This is a genomic window from Streptomyces sp. NPDC001890 (assembly GCF_042891445.1).
Classification (GTDB): Bacteria; Actinomycetota; Actinomycetes; order Streptomycetales; family Streptomycetaceae; genus Streptomyces.
This window is the reverse complement of the sequence record NZ_JBIATE010000003.1, coordinates 340,789-360,139: the sequence shown is the minus strand read 5'-3', so window position 1 is coordinate 360,139 and position 19,351 is coordinate 340,789. Positions and strand designations below refer to the sequence as shown.

The 19,351-nt window shown below is 72.7% G+C and carries 14 protein-coding genes; 8 read left to right on the top strand and 6 right to left on the bottom strand.

The features are described from left to right. The first annotated feature begins 109 nt into the window (after nucleotides 1-109). Entirely contained in the window at nucleotides 110-655 is a 546-nt protein-coding gene (locus tag ACFYY1_RS12930; RefSeq protein WP_388584016.1) for a nitroreductase family deazaflavin-dependent oxidoreductase, read from the top strand. On the opposite strand, the gene ACFYY1_RS12925 is transcribed toward ACFYY1_RS12930, so the two are convergent. Together ACFYY1_RS12925 and ACFYY1_RS12920 are read right to left on the bottom strand one after the other, a co-directional pair. Further along, entirely contained in the window at nucleotides 603-1,550 is a 948-nt protein-coding gene (locus ACFYY1_RS12925; RefSeq protein ID WP_388584014.1) for a M56 family metallopeptidase, read from the bottom strand. The two genes, ACFYY1_RS12930 and ACFYY1_RS12925, sit on opposite strands and share 53 nt — an antisense overlap. Nucleotides 1,551-1,557: 7 nt before the next feature. Continuing rightward, on the bottom strand, nucleotides 1,558-2,034 hold the full coding sequence (locus tag ACFYY1_RS12920) for a BlaI/MecI/CopY family transcriptional regulator (RefSeq protein WP_388584012.1): 477 nt from the start codon (nucleotides 2,032-2,034) through the stop codon (nucleotides 1,558-1,560). A gap of 169 nt (nucleotides 2,035-2,203) precedes the next feature. On the opposite strand from ACFYY1_RS12920, the gene ACFYY1_RS12915 reads away from it, so the two are divergent. Then, nucleotides 2,204-2,659 (top strand): tellurite resistance TerB family protein, encoded by a 456-nt coding sequence (locus ACFYY1_RS12915; protein WP_388584009.1) that lies wholly within the window; start codon nucleotides 2,204-2,206, stop codon nucleotides 2,657-2,659. Between the two features lie 260 nt (nucleotides 2,660-2,919). Here the strand turns inward: ACFYY1_RS12915 and ACFYY1_RS12910 are convergent, their stop codons facing one another. Continuing rightward, nucleotides 2,920-3,990, bottom strand: coding sequence for a PucR family transcriptional regulator (locus tag ACFYY1_RS12910; RefSeq protein WP_388584007.1), 1,071 nt, complete (start codon nucleotides 3,988-3,990; stop codon nucleotides 2,920-2,922). Nucleotides 3,991-4,263: 273 nt separating this feature from the next. Between ACFYY1_RS12910 and ACFYY1_RS12905 the strand changes: the two genes are divergently transcribed. The 4 genes from ACFYY1_RS12905 to ACFYY1_RS12890 all read left to right on the top strand — a co-directional run bounded on the left by ACFYY1_RS12905 (nucleotide 4,264) and on the right by ACFYY1_RS12890 (nucleotide 14,437). Continuing rightward, the gene (locus ACFYY1_RS12905) at nucleotides 4,264-4,929 is read left to right on the top strand and encodes a hypothetical protein (RefSeq protein ID WP_388584006.1); all 666 of its coding nucleotides are present in this window, start codon (nucleotides 4,264-4,266) and stop codon (nucleotides 4,927-4,929) included. Between the two features lie 171 nt (nucleotides 4,930-5,100). Beyond that, nucleotides 5,101-7,278: a flotillin family protein gene (locus ACFYY1_RS12900; protein WP_388584005.1), complete on the top strand. Its 2,178-nt coding sequence runs from the start codon at nucleotides 5,101-5,103 to the stop codon at nucleotides 7,276-7,278. A gap of 99 nt (nucleotides 7,279-7,377) precedes the next feature. Continuing rightward, nucleotides 7,378-12,417 carry a DNA repair ATPase gene (locus ACFYY1_RS12895; RefSeq protein ID WP_388584003.1) on the top strand — a complete coding sequence of 1,680 codons (5,040 nt, stop codon included), beginning with the start codon at nucleotides 7,378-7,380 and terminating at the stop codon, nucleotides 12,415-12,417. A 28-nt stretch (nucleotides 12,418-12,445) separates the two neighbouring features. Further along, the gene (locus ACFYY1_RS12890; RefSeq protein WP_388584002.1) at nucleotides 12,446-14,437 is read left to right on the top strand and encodes a potassium channel family protein; all 1,992 of its coding nucleotides are present in this window, start codon (nucleotides 12,446-12,448) and stop codon (nucleotides 14,435-14,437) included. Nucleotides 14,438-14,452: 15 nt separating this feature from the next. On the opposite strand, the gene ACFYY1_RS12885 is transcribed toward ACFYY1_RS12890, so the two are convergent. Further along, entirely contained in the window at nucleotides 14,453-14,692 is a 240-nt protein-coding gene (locus ACFYY1_RS12885) for a hypothetical protein (protein WP_388583999.1), read from the bottom strand. Between the two features lie 168 nt (nucleotides 14,693-14,860). Here ACFYY1_RS12885 and ACFYY1_RS12880 point away from each other — a divergent pair, with 168 nt between their 5' ends. Next, nucleotides 14,861-15,469, top strand: coding sequence for an exonuclease domain-containing protein (locus ACFYY1_RS12880; protein WP_388583997.1), 609 nt, complete (start codon nucleotides 14,861-14,863; stop codon nucleotides 15,467-15,469). Nucleotides 15,470-15,563: 94 nt separating this feature from the next. On the opposite strand, the gene ACFYY1_RS12875 is transcribed toward ACFYY1_RS12880, so the two are convergent. Continuing rightward, complete coding sequence (locus ACFYY1_RS12875; RefSeq protein ID WP_388583995.1) at nucleotides 15,564-16,280, bottom strand: TetR/AcrR family transcriptional regulator; 717 nt, start codon at nucleotides 16,278-16,280, stop codon at nucleotides 15,564-15,566. 192 nt (nucleotides 16,281-16,472) lie between these two features. Here ACFYY1_RS12875 and ACFYY1_RS12870 point away from each other — a divergent pair, with 192 nt between their 5' ends. After that, the gene (locus ACFYY1_RS12870) at nucleotides 16,473-18,080 is read left to right on the top strand and encodes a CocE/NonD family hydrolase (protein WP_388584698.1); all 1,608 of its coding nucleotides are present in this window, start codon (nucleotides 16,473-16,475) and stop codon (nucleotides 18,078-18,080) included. A gap of 102 nt (nucleotides 18,081-18,182) precedes the next feature. Here ACFYY1_RS12870 and trpS read toward each other — a convergent pair whose 3' ends face one another. Then, complete coding sequence (trpS, locus tag ACFYY1_RS12865; RefSeq protein WP_388583993.1) at nucleotides 18,183-19,226, bottom strand: tryptophan--tRNA ligase; 1,044 nt, start codon at nucleotides 19,224-19,226, stop codon at nucleotides 18,183-18,185. Nucleotides 19,227-19,351: the final 125 nt, after the last annotated feature.

Genomic DNA, 19,351 nt, shown 5'->3' with positions numbered 1-19,351 from the left:
TTCCAGCCCAGCGGGTACGCGTCCGTGCCGTCCTCCGGCACGGACCCGTACCCGGGGTGCCCCGCAGCGCCGGACGGTGGCGCAAATGTTTGGTCTATGCAACGTTTGCATGGTGACACCTCAGCTCCCCGACCCTGCCGAACCGCACCGCCCACTCCTGCCGACAGGCTGGCGGCGCACGGCCGCCCGGCTGCCGTCGCATCTCTTCCGGATGGGGCTCGGACCGCTGTTCCGGGGGCGGCGGCTGCTGCTCGTCCACACCGGCCGGGTCACCGGGCTCGCCCGGCGCACCACGGTCGAGGTCGTCGAGTCGGCGGTGGCGGACGGGCGGCGCTGCTGGACCGTCGCGTCCGGGTTCGGCCCCGGGGCCGACTGGTACCGGAACCTGGTCCGTACCCCACAGGCCACCGTGCAGGCGGGCCGCCGGTTCCACGTGGTGACCGCGCAGTTCGTGGCGGCCGAGGAGGGCGGCGAGCTGATGGCACGGTACGCGGCACGGCACCCCGCTCCCGCGCACCGGCTCTGCGCGCACCTGGGGCACGAGCCCGACGGGAGCGCGGACGGCTACCGGCGGGCCGGCGAGTCCATCCCCTTCGTACGGCTCATAGCGGGGTCGTCGCGCGCAGGATCCCCACCAGCGTCACGGCCGCGTTGAGCGACGACAGCGCCGAGGCCGCCGTGCCCACCGCTGCGACCAACGCCGCGAAGGCGACGTGCGCCGACGACGGCGGCCACAGCCGGACCGTGGGCACCGGGGCGAGCAGCGCCGCGACCCTGCGCGGCACGGGGCCCGCCGGGGCCGCGAAGGCCGCGAGACCGGCCGAGACGTCCGGCGCCCGGTGCGAGTACAGCGCCGCCTTGCCGACCGCGACCGCCACCACCCGCCGGTCGCCGACCGCGCACGCGGCCTCCTCGTCCGCCCACCGCTCGGTGCTGAACGACACCGCGGTACGCAGCGGCAGCAGGAACGGGTTGGCACGCGCCGCGAGTTGGGCGGCCAGCAGGTAGCGGTGGTGCCGGCCGGCCAGATGGGCCCGCTCATGGGCGATCAGGGCCCGCCGCTCACGGGCGTCCAGACACTCGGTCATCGCGGTCGAGACGACGACCCGGCCCGGACTTCCGGGCAGCGCGTAGGCGTACGGCTCCGGATCCGGGAGCAACGCGACGTCGCCGGAGACGACGGAAGGCGCGGCGGCCAGCGCACGGCCCGCGCGGACCCGCAGCCGGACGTGGCGGAACACCGTCCAGCCGCACGCCCCGAGCACCGCCGCCAGCGCCCCGATCGCGACGATGCCCGCCTTCACCTCGTACGGCACCGCGTCCCGTACCTCCGGGTCCGACCAGCTGTCCGGCAGCGGGTTGCCGGGGAGTTGTGCGGTGCCCACCACCATCAGCAGGCCCAGGCAGAGCGTGCTGCACAGGGCGAGCAGCGCGCCGACGACGGCGAGCAGCCGGGTCGCGCTGCGGGGGTGCAGATGCTGTTCGGCCAGGCGCGCGATCGGCAGCGCGGTCAGCGGCAGCACGAGCGGCAGACAGACGAAGACACCCATCGGCGGGCTACAGGCCTTCCGTGTCGCGGGGGTCGACCGGATCGTCCGGGGCGTCGGCACGTGCCAGCAGGGCGCGCAGGCGTTCCTCGTCACCGGGGGAGAGGGCCGAGATGAAGCGGGCGAGCACGGCGTCCCGGTCGCGTTCGCCGTCCAGCACCCGGCGCATCCGCAGGGCGGCGAGACCCGCCTCGTCGGAGGCCGAGGTCCAGGTGTAGGAGCGGCCTTCGCGGGTGCGGGTCACGGCCTTCTTCGCGTAGAGACGGGAGAGGATCGTGATGACGGTGGTGTACGCGAGGTCGCCTTCGAGGTGCTCCTGGACCCAGCCGGCCGTCGCGGGGCCGTTCGCCGAGCGCAGCACGGCGAGGACCTGGGCCTCCAGTTCGCCCTGCCCGCGCCTGCGCAGCCGCGGGCTTTCCGCGGGGGCGGGCACTCCGCCGCGCGGTGGTTCGTTGTCCGGGTGGTGGCCGGGCCTGGCCGAGACCATCGGGGGTCCGCCCTTCTGCGATGCCGCGTCGGCCGCGGCGTCGCAGCATCCTACTTACCGCCGTTTCCGGAACACAGCGGGCGCCCCTGCTGCTAACTTCTACACGTCTGTAGAGTTGGGCTTCATCCGGCAACGCAAGGCAAGCACGCAAGCAACGTATGGAGACGTCATGGCACTGTGGGATCGGATCAAGGAATCCGCCTCGTCGATGCAGTCGCAGCTGGAAGCCAAGAAGAACGACCTGAAGAGCGGGGCGTTCCGCGACGCGAGCATGGCGATGTGCGCCCTGGTCGCCGCCGCCGACGGTTCCATCGACCCGTCCGAGCGCCAGCGCGTCGCCTCGCTGATCGCCTCCAACGACGTCCTGCAGAACTTCCCGGCGGACGACCTCCAGCGCCGCTTCAACGACTACGTGAACAAGCTCACCGCCGACTTCGCCTTCGGCAAGGTCAGCGTGCTCCAGGAGATCGGCAAGGCGAAGAAGAAGCCCGCCGAGGCGCGTGCCGTCATCCAGATCGGCATCGTCATCGGCGGCGCCGACGGCGACTTCGACAAGTCGGAGCAGGCCGTCGTGCGCGAGGCGTGCTTCGCGCTCGACCTCCCGCCGCACGAGTTCGACCTGTAGAACCGTTTGAAACCGCTCGAACGTTCGTCCTGCGGGACCATTCGAGCGTCCGCCGCACCGGCTCGCCCGGTACGGCGCCCCGAACCGCCGGAACAAGCGCTGCCGACTGACCACCGGTGGCGCCCGGCAGGCCGGGGGTGCGCGACTCCCCCTTGCGCACCCCCGGCCACTTTGTTCCCCGGCCACCCTTTCCCCGGCCGCCCCTTTTCCCGGCCACCCCTTTTCCCGGGCCCCACAGCTCTCCGGCCCGCGCGGCCGGGTCAGATCTCCTTGGCCGGCCAGTCCAGCAGCTGTGCGCCTATGACCGCCGTCTGCAGGGTGTAGCGGTGCATCGGGTCGGACGGATCGGAACCGGTCAGCTGATGGATCCGCTCCAGCCGGTAGGTCAGCGCCCGCACGCTCAGCGACAGCCGGCGGGCCGTCTCCGCGGCCACACAGCCCGCGTCGAAGTAGGCGGCGAGTGTCTTCAGCAGGGGTTCGGCGCCACCGCGGGCCTGCTGGAGCGGGCCCAGCTGGCTGCGGACCAGATCGGCCATCGCCTGCCGGTCACGGGTCAGCACCGGATAGACCAGCAGATCGGCCGCGTACAGCACCGGATCGTCCAGATCCATCCGCTCCGCCAGGTCCAGCGCCTCCAGCGCCTCGTCGTAGGAGTGGACCACGCCGCCGGGCCCGTGGTGCGGCCGGCCCACCGCGACGCGGCCGCCGTCCGTCGCCGCGTGCGCCTGCTTGGCGAAGTACCGCAGGACGTCGGGCTGGCTGCCGGGGGCGATGCAGACGAGCCGCCCGTCCTTCGTCGTGAGCAGGATCTTCCGGCCGCTGAACCGGGCGAGCAGCGCCGCCTCGACCGTGCGCGGCACGGAGTCGGTCTCCGTGTACGCCTCCGGGCCCGTCGCCACCGCGACCGCGTGCGCGCGGGAGAGCCGCAGCCCGAACCGGGTGGCTCGCTCGGCGAGCCGGCCCAGATCGCTGCGCCCGTACAGCAGGTCGTCGATGAACTCGCGGCGCGCCGCCTCCTCGCGGCGCACGGTCATCCGCTGGGCCCGTTCGAAGCCGTCCGCGAAGGCGTCCACGGCCTGCTCGACGGCGGCCAGCACCGAATCCGTGGCCGCACCGTCGGCCACGGCGCCGAGCGGCCAGGCGGCACGGGTCTCCGCGATGTGCCGGACGACCAGGGCACGCAGCTGGAACCCGGACTCGGCGGCCTCCCGGCCCAGGAGGCGGCGGTCGTCCAGCTCATCACGGGTGAGCCGGCGGCCGGTGGCGGCCACATCGGTCAGAATGCGGTCGTATCCCGCCAGAAGCTCATCGGGGATCTCCGGCTCCGACACACGTTCTCCTCACAGTCCTGGCAATCCTGACGCGACGTTGACACTCACCCAACGCTTACCGGCCGATGCCGGTGCCCGGCATCAAGGACGGGTAAAGATTGCCGGATTCCGGCAGTGCGGCGTCATGCCCCTTAATGACACGATCCGGGCAGCACCAACCGGGGGAAACACGGGGGGACACGGGGGAACGACCCGGCTGCTGCGGCACCGCGCCACGCGGTGCCGCAGTACCGGAGTCACCACCGTCCGCCCAGCAGGGGAAAGGGCGGACGGATGCAGGAGTTCCTGAGCGCAGCGACCGCCTTTCCCGCCGTTCTCTTCGGCGCGGCGCTGGCCGTCGTCGTCCTCTTCTGGCTCCTGGTGCTGGTCGGTGCGGCCGACCACCACTCCTTCGACGGCGACCTCGACACCGACCTGGCCGGGATCGGCGGGGTGCCGGTCACCGTCTCGGTGTCCGTGATGGTCGTCGTCGGCTGGTTCACCAGCCTCACCGGTACGGTCCTGGTGCACCGAAGCGGTACCACCGGCCTCACCCGGGCCGCGTTGGCCTGCGCCGTGTTCGCCGGGGCACTGCTGCTCGGCCGATTCGTGCTGCGGGTCCTGGTGCGCTGCTTCCGCCACCGCTTCCCGGACGAGCCGCCTCCGTCGCGGCAGGACTTCCTGGGCCGGGTCTGCACGGTCCGTACCGGTTCCGTCAGCTCCGACTTCGGCCAGGCCGAGGTCACCGCGGACGACGGTTCCACCGCGATCGTCCAGGTCAGGCTGCTCGCTCCGGCGGACGGCCCGGTCCTCACCGCGGGCAGTGCGGGGCTCCTGTACGCGTACGACGACGAGGGCGAGTTCTTCTGGGTCTCGCCCTACGACAAGGCGCTGGACCCGGGCCCGCCGACGCCACGACCACGCACGGGTGCGCGCCGCACCCCACGCCGCACCGGCTGACCACACCCGGACCGCTCGGACTGCTCGGACGGGCCAGCGCCACCGGACCGTCCGGACCGCCCGTCGCGTCGCTGCCGTGCGACGTGCCGCCCGCCCTCGGGTCACCCGCTGCCGGAACCGCCGCACCCTCCTCTTCCTTCACCACCTTCCTCACCAGCCGCAAGGACTGTCATGGATGCCATCACCCTGGGCTTCGGTGTGCTCGTAGCCGTTGTTCTGCTCATCGCCGTCGCCCTGCTCCTCGTCATCAGCCGGCTCTTCCGCAAGGTCGAGCAGGGCAAGGCGCTGATCATCTCCAAGACCAAGAAGGTCGATGTCACCTTCACCGGGGCCGTCGTCCTGCCGGTCCTGCACAAGGCCGAGACCATGGACATCTCGGTGAAGACCATCGAGATCCGCCGTACCGGGCGCGAGGGCCTGATCTGCCAGGACAACATCCGCGCCGACATCCACATCAACTTCTTCGTGCGGGTCAACAAGACCGTCGAGGACGTCATCAAGGTCGCCCAGTCCATCGGGACCGAGCGGGCCAGCGACAAGGTGGCGATCCAGGAGTTCTTCGGCGCGAAGTTCGCCGAGGCGCTCAAGACCGTCGGCAAGCAGCTGGACTTCGTCGACCTGTACACCAAGCGCGAGGAGTTCCGGGACCGGATCATCCGGGTCATCGGCACCGACCTGAACGGCTACCACCTCGACGACGCCGCGATCGACTTCCTTGAGCAGACGCCGATGACGCAGCTCGACGGCGCCAACATCCTCGACGCGCAGGGCATCCGCAAGATCACCGAGCTGACGGCGATCGAGCACGTACGCACCAACGAGTTCCAGCGCACCGAGCAGAAGGAGATCACCCGGCAGGACGTCGACGCCCGGGAGACCATCCTGGAGCTGGAGCGCCGGCAGGCCGAGGCCGAGATCAAGCAGCGCCGCGAGGTCGAGACGCTGCGGGCCCGCGAGGAGGCCGCCACCGCCAAGGTCCAGGAGGAGGAGCGGCTCGGCGCCCAGGCCGCGTTCATCCGTACCGAGGAGCAGCTCGGCATCCAGCGCGAGAACCAGGCCCGGGAGATCGCCGTCGCGCAGAAGAACCGTGAGCGGGTCATCGCGGTGGAGAACGAGCGCATCGAGAAGGACCGGCTGATCGAGGTCATCGGGCGCGAGCGGCAGACCGAGCTGAACCGGATCGCCGCGACGAAGGAGGTCGAGGCCGAGCGCCGCGAGGTCGCCGACGTGATCCGGGAGCGGATCGCGGTGGACCGTACGGTCGCCGAGCAGGAGGAATCGATCAAGACGCTGCGAGCAGTCGAAGAGTCGGAGCGCACCCGCAGGTCGGTCATCATCGCCGCCGAGGCGGAGGCCCAGGAGAAGCTGGTCAAGGACATCAAGGCCGCCGAGGCGGCCGAGGCCGCGGCCACCCACCTGGCCGCCGAGCAGCTGACCCTCGCCGAGGCCCGGCTGAAGACCGCGGACCTGGACGCCCAGGCGAAGCTGCGGCTGGCCGAGGGCATCCAGGCGGAGTCCGCGGCGCCCGGCCTCGCGGAGGTCCAGGTGCAGGACGCGGAGGCCGACGTCATCGAGAAGAAGGGCCGCGCCGAGGCCGAGGCCGCTTCCGCCCGGCTCAGGGCCGAGGCGGAGGGGGCCAGGCTCAAGGCGCTCGCCACGGCGGAGGGCACCCAGGCCCAGGCGACGGCCGACGCGGCGATGATCGGCGAGAAGCTGAAGGCCGAGGCGGCGGGCCTCACCGAGAAGGCGGCCGCGATGGCGGCGCTGGACGACGCCTCGCGCGGACACGAGGAGTACCGGCTGCGGCTCGCCGCGGAGAAGGAGATCCGGCTGGCCGGTCTCGACGTGCAGCGGCAGGTCGCCGAGGCGCAGGCCACGGTGCTGGCCACCGGCCTGGAGAACGCCGACATCGACATCGTCGGCGGGGAGTCGGCCTTCTTCGACCGGCTGGTCTCGGCCGTCTCCATGGGCAAGAGCTTCGACGGGTTCGTGCAGAACTCGCACACCGCGCAGGCACTGGCGGGTCCGTGGCTGAACGGCACCTCGTCGTTCACGGAGGACCTGACCCGGGTGCTCGGGTCGGTGTCCACCGGCGATGTGCAGAACCTGACGGTGTCCGCGCTGCTGATGCGGATGATGAAGGCACCGGGAGCCGGGATCTCCTCGGGGCAGATCCAGCAGCTGCTGGCCGCCGCGAAGGAACTGGGCCTCGCCGACCAGCCGGTCTCCGTCCTGACCGGGCCGAGCGTCCCCGCGGCGACGGGGGCGGATGTCTCCTCGGCGACGGGGGCGGTGGCGGACGCCACCGCCGTACCCGTCTCGCGGAACGGGTCCGCGCCGGTCGCGTAGGACGCAACCGGACCGTCCGGCGACAGCCCCACCACCCGCCGGACGGTCCGCACCATCCGCACCACCGCCCCGTAACACCTCGCAGAGAGAGTCGTACGCATGGACACCGACACCACGACCGCAGCGCCCACCGGCGGCCCCGTGGACGCGGGGACGTACGACGAAGGGACTTACGACGCGGGGACGTACGACGTGCTGCGCCGTCGGCTCGGCGACCGGGCCGCCGAACTCGCGCGCCGCGCCGAGGAGCTGAACGCGCGCCGCACCGAGGAGTTCGGTTCGACCGAGCTCCGGCTCACCGGCACCGAGCAGATCCGCACCGGCCACGCGGCGGTCCCCCGCGACCTGGTGGCCGTCGGCGGGCAGCTGCTGTTCGGCTTCGAGCGGGGCCCGGGGGCGGCGGACCCGGCCGAGCTGTCCGACGTACTCGCCCTGTACGGGCCGGAGTTGGGGGACCCCGTCGCGGGCGGCCTGCTGGCCGACGAGGAGTTCGTACGCGAGTTCACCGCGCTGCACCGCTACTACCGCGACGCCCGGCTGCTGCGGCTGCGCCTGGTGGACGGGAAGCTGCTCGCCGTCTTCCGTACCGGCGAGAGCGCGGACGGCATCCGGGTGCTGCGCTGGGCGCTCGCCCCGGACGGGTTGCCGGGCGCGTTCCTCGACGCGCGCGGCGACCGCGACCACGTCTTCCCGCCCTCGCACGACTTCACCTGGACCGCCGCCGGGCGCGAGTCGCACGTGCTGGGCCGGCACCCGCACATCGCGGTGGGCGGGGACGGGCCGGACAACGCCGCGCTCTACGTCGACACGCTCGGCGGCACCCTCACCGTCAAGACGGTCAACGACACCGACACCCCGGACGGGATCTACCGGGAGCCGGTCGCCGAACCCCTCCAGTCGCTCGCCGACGCGGAGGTCGAGCACGCCGCGATCGGGCCACTGGTCCTGCTCCGCGTCCGCCCTTACAACGAGGAGTCCTGGCGGTACCTGGTCTTCAACTCGCTGCTCGGCAGCGTGCTGCGGCTCGACGGCATCGGACCGGCCTGCCACCGGCTCCCGGAGGACCAGGGGATCATCTTCCCCGGCGGCTACTACCTCACCACCGGCACCGCCAAGACCTTCGACATCGCCGAGCCGCTGACCGGCCCGGTCTTCGAGGGCGCGGTCCGCTCCCCGAACGGCGAGGACGTCCTCTACGTCTTCCGCTCCCCCGACGACGGCCGCGCACTGCTCCTGCCCTACAACCTGATCCGGCAGGAGGTCGCCACCCCGCTCCAGGGCCGGGGCCACGCCCTGCTCGACGACGGCACCCTCGTCCTGCTGCGCACCACCGCCACCGGCGACGAACCGGCCCGGGTCCACCCCCTGCAGCGTTGGCGGACCCCGTACGTCTCCGACACCCACGCGGCCTCCCGCCCGGTCGGCACCGGCCCGCTGGCCCGGGTCGGCAACGCCGATCTGGTACGCGGGATCTCCGACTGCCTGGCGCTCGCGCACAGCGCCGCCGAGACCACCCCGACCGCCGCCGTGTACGCGCAGCTGGTCGCGGACTGCACCCGGGCCACCGACCGCTACCACTGGCTCACCGACACCGAACTCGGCGAACTCGCCGCCCCGCTGGCGGAACTGAAGGCCACCGCCGAGCAGGTCCTGACCGAGTTCGAGACCGTGCGGGAGCTGACCCGGCAGGCCGCCGAAGCGCTCGACGGGACGGCCGACCGGCTCACCGCGCTCGTCCGCCGCATCCGTGGCGAGGCCCCCCGCTCGGCCGCCGCCTGGGTGGACCAGCTCACCGAACTGCGCCGCGCCCACGGCCACTTGGCGACGCTGGCCGAGATGCGGTACGCGGACACCGAGCGGATCGCCGAACTCTCCGCCGCGACCACCGCCGACCTCGAATCGGCCGCCCAGCGCGCCGTCGCCTTCCTCGGCCGGGACGACGCCTTCACCGGCTACCACGAGTCCATCGCCGCCCTCACCACCGCCTCGTCCGAACTCGCCACCGTCGCGGACGCGGCGGCGCTCGGCGAGCGGCTGACCGGGATGACGGACGGGCTGAGCACCGTCACGGACGTCGTCGCCGGTCTCGACATCGGGGACACGACGGTCCGCACCTCGATCCTGGAGCGGATCGCCGAGGTCCTCGGCGGGGTCAACCGGGCCCGCGCCACGCTCGAAGCCCGCCGCCGCGAACTCCTCGACCACGAGGGACGCGCCGAGTTCGCCGCCGAGTTCGCCCTGCTCGGCCAGGCCGTCACGGGGGCGATCGCCGCCGCGGACACCCCGGACGCCTGCGACGATCAACTTGCCAAGTTGTTGCTCCAGCTGGAAAACCTGGAGTCGCGGTTCGCGGAGTTCGACGACTTCCTCGCCGAGCTGGCCGAGCGCCGGACGGAGGTGTACGAGGCGTTCTCGGCCCGCAAGCAGACCCTCCAGGACGCCCGCGCCCGGCGCGCCGAGCGGCTGGCCCAGTCGGCGGCCCGGGTCCTGGAGACGGTGTCCCGGCGGCTGACCGCACTGCCGGACCTGGACGCCGTGAACACCTTCCTGGCCTCCGACCCGATGGCCGCGAAAATCCGCCGCACCGCCGATGAGCTGCGCGAACTCGGCGATCCGGTACGCGCCGAGGAGCTCGACGGGCAGTTGCTGGCCGCCCGCCAGGAGGCCGGACGGGCGCTGCGCGACCGCAGTGAGCTGTACGCGGACGGCGGCGCGGTGATCCGGCTGGGCCGGCACCGCTTCGCGGTGAACACCCAGCCCTTCGACCTGACGCTCGTCCCGCACGGCGACCGCCTCGCCTTCGCGCTCACCGGCACGGACTACCGGGCACCGGTCACCGACCCGGAGTTCGAGGCGACCCGCCCGTACTGGGAGCAGACCCTCCCCTCCGAGTCCCCGCAGGTCTACCGGGCCGAGCACCTGGCCGCCCGGCTTCTCGACGAGCGCGGCGCGGACGCCCTGACCGCCCTGGATCCCGCCGAACTCGCCACACTGGTCCGGGAGTCGGCCGCCGCCGCATACGACGAGGGCCACCAGCGCGGCGTCCACGACGAGGACGCCACCGCGATCCTCACCGCCCTGCTGCGGCTGCACGCCGGGGCCGGCCTGCTGCGCTGCCCGCCCACCGTCCGGGCAACCGCTCAACTCTTCTGGGCGTACGGCACGGACGAGGCACGGCGCACCTCGTGGACCCGACGGGCCCGCTCACTGGCCCGCGCCCGCGAGACCTTCGGCCTCTCCCCGGCCGTCGACGCCCTTCAGGAGGAGTGGGCGGCCGTCATCGGCGGCGAGGCTTCGGCGGACACGGCCGTCATCGGCGGCGAGGCCGCGGCGGACGCGACCGCGACCCCGTCCGCCGTCGCCGCGTACCTCTTCGAGGAGCTGACCAGCGGCCCGGCCGGCTTCGTGACCAGCGCCGCCGTCCGCACGTTCCTGGACAAGTTCCGCCGTACGACCGGGACTTCGGCGTACGACGAGGATCTCGCCGCCCTGTCCGACGACCTGCCGGCCCGCCGCCAGCTCGTCGAGGGCTGGCTCACCTCCTACGCCGCCGCGAGCGGCACCGTGATCGACGCCGGCGATCTCGCGGAGGCCGTCGCCGTGGAGCTCTGCCCGGAGCCGGTGCTCGACCGGTACGACTGCGAGGCCCCGCCGGCCGCACGGGTGGACGGCCTGCTCGGCACCCACCCGCGCGTCGAGAGGGGCACGCTGACCGTCCGGATCGACGAACTCCTGGCCCGCACGGCCCGGTTCCGTACCGCGACCGTCCCCGGCTTCCGCGCCTACCAGCGCCGGCGAACGGCACTGGTGAACGCCGAACGGGCCCGGCTGCGGCTGGACGACCACCGGCCGCGCGTCATGTCGGCGTTCGTCCGCAACCGGCTGCTCGACGAGGTGTACCTGCCGCTGATCGGGGACAGCCTCGCCAAGCAGCTCGGCACCGCCGACGCCGACCGGCGCACCGACTCGCAGGGCCTGCTGCTGCTCGTGTCGCCGCCCGGCTACGGCAAGACGACGCTGATGGAGTACGTCGCCGACCGGCTCGGCCTGGTCCTCGTCAAGATCAGCGGCCCGAACCTCGGCCACGACGTGATCTCGCTCGACCCGGCCCAGGCCCGCACCGCGACCGCCCGCCAGGAGATCGAAAAGATCAACTTCGCGCTGGAGTCCGGCAACAACACGCTCCTCTACCTCGACGACATCCAGCACACCTCGCCCGAACTGCTCCAGAAGTTCATCCCGCTCTGCGACGCCACCCGCCGCGTCGAGGGCGTGCGGGACGGCGAGCCGCGCAGCCACGATCTGCGGGGCAAGCGGTTCGCGGTGTGCATGGCGGGCAACCCGTACACCGAGTCGGGCGAGCGGTTCCGGATCCCCGACATGCTCGCCAACCGGGCCGACGTGTGGAACCTCGGCGAGGTGCTGAGCGGCCGCGAGGACGTCTTCGCCCTGAGCTTCGTCGAGAACGCGCTGACCGCCAACCCGGTGCTGGCCCCGCTCGCCGGGCGCTCCCGCGAGGATCTCGCCCTGTTCGTACGGCTCGCCTCCGGCGACGGCGCGGCGCGCGCGGACCGGCTGGAGCACCCGTACGCCCCCGCCGAGGTGGACCGGATCGTCGCGGTCCTGCGCCATCTGCTGACCGCCCGCGACACCGTGCTGGCCGTGAACGCCGCGTACATCGCGTCGGCCGCGCAGACCGACGCGACGCGCACCGAGCCGCCGTTCCGGCTCCAGGGCTCGTACCGCAACATGAACAAGATCGCCGAGCGGATCGTGCCGGTGATGAACGACGCGGAACTGTCCGACGTCATCGACGACCACTACACGGGCGAGGCCCAGACGCTGACCACCGGCGCGGAGTCGAACCTGCTCAAGCTCGCCGCGCTGCGCGGCCGGCTCACCCCCGAACAGTCCGCGCGCTGGTCCGCGATCACCGCCTCCTACGTCCGCACCCAGGCCCTCGGCGGCCCGGACGGCGACCCGATGACCCGGGCCGTCGCCGCGCTGGGGCTGCTCGCGGACCGGGTCGCGGCGGTCGAATCGGCGATCGTCCGGGTCGCGGACCCGCGCCACCCGCTCACCAACCCGCAGGCCCGCCACGCGGCACCCCCGCCGACCGGACCAACGGAAGATCACTGACCGCGCTCCCGGAAGAGAGGAACAAGGCATGCTGGGTCACGTGCCCCCACTTCCCCAGCAGCCCCAACGTTCCCCGTTCAGCGGACACATGGTCGTCTGCGGCGACGACGCACTGGCCCGGCGCCTCGCCGTCGAACTGCGCTACGTGTACGGGGAGCGGGTAACCCTCGTACTGCCGCCCGGCCGTGACGCACGTCGCCCCGAACTCCCGCTGACCGGGCGCGGGTTGGCGTCCGCACTGTTCGGCCGCATGTCATCGGCGATGAACCGTAACGGCGGCAACGGCGGCGGGGCCGACGCGCTCGGGGACGACACCAACGCCGGGGTCGACCCGGTCCGCATCCAGGAGGCGGCGGAGCCCTCCGACGAGGCGTTCGAGGAGGCGGGCGTCGCCTCGGCCGCCGCCCTGGCCCTGGTGTACGACGACGACGAGCGCAACATCCGCGCCGCGCTGACCGCCCGCCGCCTCAACCCCCGCCTCCGGCTGGTCATCCGGCTCTACAACCGCAAGCTGGGCCAGCACCTGGAGACGCTGCTCGACCAGGCCGCCGCCCTCGCCACCCCCGGCCTGGACCGGGCCGCCCTGGACGCCTCCACCACCGTCCTCTCCGACGCCGACACCGCCGCCCCCGCCCTCGCGGCCACCGTCCTCACCGGCTCCAGCAAGGTCATCCAGGCGGAGGGCCTGCTGCTGCGCGCCGCCGAGCGCACCCCGCCCGGGGGCGGCCAGATCGCCGACCCCGGCCTGTGCACCCTCGCCCTGCTCTCCTCCACCACCCATGACCCGGCGGGCACCGAGGGCTCCGACAGCAGCGGCGACGAGGGCCCCCGGCTGCTGCCCGACGAACGGCAGGTGGCCGCCGCGACGGGCCGGGGCACGGTGGTCCTGGAGGCGGTCAGCCAGGCCGGCCCGACCGGGCCGCCGCCCCGGATGGGCGGCCGGGGCGCACCGCTCGGCCAGGTCTTCTCGCGGCGGCTGCGCTGGTCGGCGCTGGGCGTCGGCCTGGCCGTGCTGGGCCTCGCCATCGCCTCCACGGTCACCACCGGCGACGACCCCCTGCACGCCACCTACCTGACCCTGCTCGACCTGTTCGCGATGGGCGACCCGGCGATCGGCGACAAGACGGCCCGCCAAGTCATCCAGCTCCTCTCCGGAGTGGCCGGTCTGATGCTGCTCCCGCTCCTGGTCGCGGGTGTCCTGGAGGCCTTCGGCTCGCTCCGCACGGCCTCCTCCCTGCGCCGCCCGCCGCGCGGCCTGTCCGGCCATGTGGTGCTGCTCGGCCTCGGCAAGATCGGTACCCGGGTCCTGGTCCGGCTGCGGGAACTCGGCATACCGGTGGTGTGCGTGGAGGACGACCCGGACGCGCGCGGCATCGCGGTCGCCCGCCGGCTGCACGTGCCGGTGGTCCTCGGCGACGTCACCCAGGAGGGCGTCCTGGAGGCGGCGAAGATCCAGCGCTCCCGCGCCCTCCTCGCCCTGACCAGCGCCGACACCACCAACCTGGAGGCGGCCCTCTACGCCCGCTCGGTCAAGCCCGACCTGCGGGTGGCGCTGCGGCTGTACGACGACGAGTTCGCCACCGCCGTCTACCGCACCCTGCGCACCGCCCACCCCCAGGCGGTCACCCGCTCCCGCTCCGTCTCCCACCTGGCCGCCCCCGCCTTCGCGGTCGCCATGATGGGCCGCCAGATCCTGGGCGCGATCCCGGTCGAGCGCAAGGTGATGCTGTTCGCGGCGGTCGAGGTGGCGGGCCACTGGCAGCTGGAGGGCCACACGGTGGAGCAGGCGTTCCGGGCGGGCGCCTGGCGGGTCCTCGCCCTGGACGCCACCCCGCCCGGCGACCGCCGCCCGGACCTGGCCCCGTCCTCCCCGTCCTCCCCGGACAGCCCGTCCGGCCTGGTCTGGGACCTGCACCCCGGGTACGTACTGCGCCCCGAGGACCGCGTGGTCATCGCCGCGACCCGCCGGGGCCTGGCCGAACTGCTCCGGGGACGCCGCCGGGTGGCGCCGGGGCCGTGAGGCCCCCGCACGGGCTCACGGGAAGGCGACGGCACTCCAACCGTCCGCGGGCAGGACAAATCCAACCCCACCCACGAGTTCCGCCGTCTCCGCCCCCTCCTGGCCGTACAGCTGCTCGAACTCCTCGTTCGACATGACGACGGTATGACCCTGCGGCTCCTCTCCCGCATCGTTGCCCACCGCCTGCACGGAGGGGGCAAGGCCCAGAACGCCGCCGGCCGCGAGGCAGGCACCGGCAAGAAGAACGTGACGCATGAGGGATCTCCAAGTCTCGTCGGAGCCAGGCACGTTAGGCCGTCGCCCCGCCCCCGGTGCCGCGCCACACCACGGCCCGCCCGCCCTTCACCCGACCGTGCGGGCACCGGCCCGGCCGACGACCGAAATCCGCATGCCCCGCGCCCTCTCCGCCCCTACCCTGCCCCCATGGACACCGACGCCCCCGACCTCCTCAACGTGATCGACATCGAGGCGACCTGCTGGGACGGGCAGCCGCCCCCGGGTGCGGTGAGCGAGATCATCGAGATCGGCCTGACGGTCGTCGACCTGCGCGCGGCCGGCGGGGTCTCCCCTGCTCGAACGGAGTTGAGGGCTCGGGGAAGGCTCGCCCGCCACCGGATCCTGGTCCGGCCCGCCCGGTCCACGGTCAGCGCCTTCTGCACCGAGCTGACCGGCCTCACCCAGGCCGAGGTGGACACGGGCGTGTCCTTCGCCGAGGCCTGCCGCCTGCTGGCGTCCGAGCACGCGTCGGGCACCCGCCCCTGGGCCAGCTGGGGCGACTACGACCGCAACCAGTTCACCCGCCAGTGCCGGGTCACCGGCACCCGGTACCCCTTCGGCCACCGCCACACCAACGCCAAGCTCCCCTTCACCGCCGCCCACGGCCTGCGCAAACGCCCCGGCATGGCCCAGGCCCTGAAGGTGGCGGGCCTCCCCCTGGAGGGCCGCCACCACAGCGGCGCGGACGACGCCTGGAACATCGCGGCGCTGATCCTGGACCTGGTGGCCCGAGGCGCCTGGCCCGAAACCCCCTGACGGAACGAGGGGCGAGGGGGCGAATCCCTCCGCGCCCTCCGCGTCCGCCGCGCCCCGCAGGAATGCGGACGACCGCGCCGGCGGGTGCGTGGCATCAGCCGGCGTCGAGACCGTCGATCAGGCGGCCCAGGAACCGGGCGAAGGTGGCTTCGGCGGTGAGCGGGCGTCCGGGGGCGGTGAGGACTTCGGCGAGTTCCGGGTGGCGGCCGTCGGCGGCGACAGCGGCGAGGTAGCGGGCCTCGGCCGCGACCCGGTCCGGAGACTGTGCGGCTGCGGCCTGCGTGATCTCGTGAGCGACGTGCCCGGCCACGAATGCGGTCAGCTGGGCGAAGACCTCCAGTTTGGCCGCGCCGTCCAGCCCGGTGGGCCGCAGGGCGGCGAGCGCATGCTCCAAGAAGGCCAGCGTGTTGGGTCCCGGAACGCGACGGGTGGACAGTGCGGCGGGCAGCCAGGGGTGCCGCAGCATGTGGGCGCGCTGCAGATGGGCGATCGTCTTCAGATCGGTGCGCCAGTCACCGCTGGGCGGGTCCGTGGCCGTGAGTTCGCCGGTGACGTGGTCGACCATCAGCTCCAGCAGGGTCTCCTTGTCGGGGGCGTAGCTGTAGAGCGACATGACACCGGCTCCGACCTGGGCCGCCACCCGCCGCATGGTGACCGCTTCGATGCCTTCGGCGTCCGCCATGGTGACGGCCGCCGCGACGATCCCCTCCCGACTGAAGGAGGGCTTGCGGCCCCGGCGGGGCTCGGTGGGACGCAACCAGAGCTGTTCGGGATCGACGCCCGCGGCTGCTGGCCTTTCGTCATGAGGCACGGCCTCCCGCTCCTTCCCGGCGCTGTCGAGGCGGCCCCGCTGTCGAGGCGGCTCCTGCGGGGATCATCCAAGCATCCCCTATTCTCGTACACTGTACGGAATAGAGGAGGAGCGATGCCACCACGCATGCCCGACGCCGCGGCCGGACCCGCCTGGGTGCCACCCGCCGGAAAGCCCTCGCTGTCCTCACGGATGATGAGGGCGACCTGGCGAGGACTGCCGACGAAACAGCACGAGGTCGGATGGGAACCGGGGCTGACGGTGCCGGCCGCCGACGGAAGCCCGCTGATCACGGACCACTACTTCCCGCGTGCGGAGGGCGACTTCCCCACTCTCCTGGTCCGCTCTCCTTATGGCCGTGGTCTGCCGTGGTCTCCCCAGTACGGCCTGCTCTTCGCCGAACAGGGCTTTCACGTGGTCCTGCAGAGCTGCCGCGGCACCGGTGGATCGGGAGGCGCGTTCGACCTGTGGCACAACGAGGCCGCCGACGGGCAGGCCACGGTGTCGTGGCTGCGCGAGCAGCCCTGGTTCAACGGAACACTGGGCACCGTCGGGCCAAGCTATCTGGGCTACACACAGTGGGCCCTCGCCCTGGATCCGCCGCCGGAGCTGAAGGCAATGGTGGTGCAGGTGGGCCTGCACGATCCCTACGCCCTGTTCCACACGGACGGTGTGCCACACCTGGAGAACGCCCTCGCCGTCGGTACGGGCATGACCTACCAGCACCAGGGCATGGGGCCGTTCCTCAAGGCGACGCTGCGCCTTCAGCGCCGCCTGCGCGACGTCACCACCGCACGGCCCCTGCGCGGGGCGTACGTGTCCGCCCTCGGGGGCGAGGTGCCCTGGCTGGATGCCGTGATGACGCACTCCGACCCCAAGGACACGTTCTGGCACGGCGCGTCGGCGGCGGAGTCGGCAGAGCGGCTCGGCGTGCCCACGGCCCTGATCACCGGATGGCACGACGTACTGGCCGACCAGACCTTCGAGCAGTACGACCGGCTGCGTCGGGGCGGATGCGAGACCGCCCTGCTCGTCGGCCCCTGGACCCACACCTCCGCACTGCAACAGGGCTGGCCCGAGGTGTTCGCCGAGAGCCTCGCCTGGCTGCGCGCCCACCTGTGCGCCGACCCCGCCGGCCTGCGCCCGACCTCGGTGCGCGTGCACATCGGCGGCGAGACCGCCTGGCGGGATCTCGACCAATGGCCACCGGCCGCAGCCGCAGCCTCGTGGTGCCCCGCCCCGGGCGGGCATCTCACCCGGCAGGCCCCCACGGACTCCGCGCCCCTGGCGTCATTCCGCTACGACCCGGACGACCCCACACCGTCCCTCGGCGGCCCGCTGCTCTCCCGCACCGCCGGCCCACGCGACAACAGCGCCCTGGAAGCCCGGGACGACGTCCTGACATTCACCGGCCCCCCACTGACCGAGCCGCTGGACGTCCTGGGCCCGGTCTCCGCCCGGCTGAGCGTCTCCACGGACACCGGACACGCCGATGTCTTCACCCGTCTGTGCGACGTGGACCCACAGGGCCGCTCCATCAACATCTGTGACGGACTGGGCCGGCTCCGGACGACCGAAGACGCTCCCTCGCAGGTCACAGTGGCGATGAGCACCACCGCCCATCGCTTCGCCGCCGGTCACCGCATACGCTGGCAGATCAGCGGGGGCGCCCATCCGCGCTATGCCCGGAATCCCGGCACCGGGGAGCCGCCCATGGACGCCACCGCCTTCGCGCCGGTGCGCATCACCCTCCACACGGACTCGGCGCTGACGCTTCCCCACAGCTCCGGGCCCGTGTGATTCCGCAGGGGTGACGGGCCGGGCCGCCAGGCCCGGCCCGCTCGCCCGGACTCCGAGATCAAGGACCGGTCCTGATCACGTCCCCGTCACCCCATCACCCCATCACCCCATCACCCCACGCACCTCGTCCAGCGTCGCCGACGCGATCTCGTTGGCGCGCTCGTTCCCGGCCCGGAGCACCGACCGTACGTACCCCAGGTCCCGCGCGTACTCCGCCCGCCGGGCCCGGATCGGCGCCAGCCGGCTGTTGACCGCCTCGGTCACGGTCCGCTTGAGCGCGGCCGCACCGCCCCCGCCGATCTCCTCCGCCACGGCGTGCGGTTCCCGGTCCAGGCAGAGCGCCGCCAGCAGCACCAGCGAGGACACCCCGGGCCGGTTCTCCGGGTCGTACGTGATGTGCCGCTCGGCATCCGTCTTCGCCCCCTTGATCAGCCGGGCGGTCTCATCGGCATCGGCGCCCAGCGCGATGGAGTTCCCCCGGCTCTTGCTCATCTTGGTGCCGTCGGTGCCGAGGAGGAGCGGCGCGTCGGAGAGCAGCGCTTCCGGTTCCGGGAAGACCGCCCCGTACCGCTCGTTGAAGCGCCGGGCGACGATCCGCGTGACTTCGAGGTGCGGCAGCTGGTCCTGCCCGACCGGCACCAGGTTCCCCTTGCAGAACAGGATGTCGGCGGCCTGGTGCACGGGGTACGTGAACATCAGCCCGCTGACGGCCGACTGCCGGGAGTGGGCGATCTCGTCCTTGACGGTGGGGTTGCGGTTCAGCTCCGCGACCGAGACCAGGCTCAGGAACGGCAGCATCAGCTGGTTGAGCGCGGGCACGGCGCTGTGGTTGAAGACCGTCGAGCGTGCCGGATCGATCCCGACGGCCAGGTAGTCCAGCAGCATCCCCTCCATGTACTCGCCGAGCCGGTCGGCGACGTCCCGGTCGGTGAGCACCTGGTAGTCGGCGATGATCACGAACACGTCCACCCCGAGCTCCTGGAGCCGGACCCGGTTGTGGAGGGTGCCGAAGTAGTGCCCCAGGTGCAGGGGCCCGGTGGGCCGGTCCCCGGTCATCACCCGGAATGTCTGCGGCGCCTGCCGGATCCGCGCCTCCAGCTCGGCGGTGCTTGCGGCGATCGTGGCTGTGGCTGTTGCTGTACCCATCGGTCTTCTCTCCTCGCGAGTGCTGGTTGCGTGGAGGACGACCCGCCGTGATCACCGGCATCCGTACCCGTACGAGGGCAGAGAAAAGGGCCGTCCATATCGAACGGCCCTGATTCCGTGCAGAA